This window comes from Streptococcus sp. Marseille-Q4154 (assembly GCF_916700545.1).
GTDB classification, from domain to species: Bacteria; Bacillota; Bacilli; order Lactobacillales; family Streptococcaceae; genus Streptococcus; species Streptococcus infantis_I.
The window spans coordinates 1-1918 of record NZ_CAKAKN010000009.1; the positions used below are offsets into that span (position 1 = coordinate 1).

A 1918-nucleotide genomic window follows, 5' to 3' on the forward strand; every position below is an offset into this window, starting at 1 on the left:
ATGTTCCAGCAACATTTGACGATGGTTCAACAACTAAGACTGTTGAAGGTGTTGGTAAATTTACAGTTGCAGCAGATGGAACAGTAACATTCGTTCCAGAACCAAACTTTGTAGGAACTGCACCAGCTGTGACAGTTGTCCGTGAAGATAAGAACGGAACAAAAGCTTCAGCAACCTACACACCAACTGTGACTCCAGTAACACCAACAGCAACACCAGTTGAAACTACAGATATCCAAGGTGCTACACAAACTGGTAAACCTGTATTTACTGAAGGTGATAGCCGTGTACCAATCAACGAAGATGTTCCAGCAACATTTGATGATGGTTCAACAACTAAGACAGTAGAAGGTGTTGGTGAATTTACGGTTGCAGCAGATGGAACAGTAACATTCGTTCCAGAACCAAACTTTGTAGGAACTGCACCAGCAGTGACAGTTGTCCGCGAAGATAAGAACGGAACAAAAGCATCAGCGACATACACACCAACAGTTGTAGGAGTAACACCAACTGCAACACCAGCAGAAACAAAAGATATTCAAGGTGCAACTCAAACAGGTAAGCCTGAATTCAAGGGTGGTACAGTTGAAGTTAACGGTGTTGAGAAGACTGTTCCAATCAACGAAGATGTTCCAGCAACATTTGATGATGGATCAACAACTAAGACAGTAGAAGGAGTTGGTACATACACAGTAGCACCAGATGGAACAGTAACATTTGTCCCAGAAAAATCATTCGTTGGAACAGCACCAGCTGTGACAGTTGTCCGCGAAGATAAGAACGGAACAAAAGTATCAGCGACATACACCCCAACAGTAACTCCTGTTAAACCAACTGCAACACCAGCAGAAACAACAGATATTCAAGGTAAAACACAAACAGGTAAACCTGAATTTACTGAGGGTGATAGCCGTGTACCAATCAACGAAGATGTTCCAGCAACATTTGATGATGGATCAACAACTAAGACAGTAGAAGGAGTTGGTACATACACAGTAGCACCAGATGGAACAGTAACATTTGTCCCAGAAAAATCATTCGTTGGAACTGCACCGTCTGTGACAGTTGTCCGCGAAGATAAGAACGGAACAAAAGCATCAGCGACATACACCCCAACAGTAACTCCTGTTAAACCAACTGCTGAAGATGCAACATCAACTGACAAACAAGGTCAAGAACAAACAGGTAAACCTAACTTTACAGAAGGTAACCCAAGCGTACCAATGGATGATGATGTTCCAGCAACATTTGAAGATGGATCAACAACTAAGACAATTCCAGGTGAAGGTACATACACAGTAGCACCAGATGGAACAGTAACATTTGTTCCAGAAAAATCATTCACAGGTAAAGGAACAGGTGTGACTGTTAAACGTGTTGACAAGAACGGTACGCCAGTAACGGCTAAGTACACCCCAACTGTAACTCCAGTAACACCAACAGCAACTCCGGCTGAATCAGAAGCACCTCAAGGTGTGGTTCAAACTGGTACTGTAACCTTCACAGAAGGTGATCCAGTTGCACCAATCGACAAAGATACCATTACTCTTCTTGACGAAAATGGTCAACCTGCTGCTTCTGTAGATGCTAAATCTCCAAGTGGTGAAGTTATTGGTACTTTCACAGTTGATAAAGAAACAGGTGTTGTAACCTTTACACCAACTGATAAGTCATACTCAGGTGAAGTAGTTCCAGTTAAAGTTCAAGCTAAGGATGCCAACGGCACTCCAGCTGAAACAACATACACACCTAAGATTACTCCAGTTGTTCCAACAGCTGATCCTACAACATCTACTGATATTCAAGGTCAAACACAAACAGGTAAACCAACATTCACACCAGGTAACCCAGATGTACCGATGGATGATGATACACCTGCAACCTTCGAAGATGGTTCAACAACTAAGGTAATTCCAGG

At 42.6% G+C, this 1918-nt stretch carries 1 pseudogene; it reads left to right on the forward strand.

Annotated features, from left to right (window positions below):
- A pseudogene (locus LG369_RS08460) lies at positions 1-1918 on the forward strand (fibrillin); the annotation flags it as partial.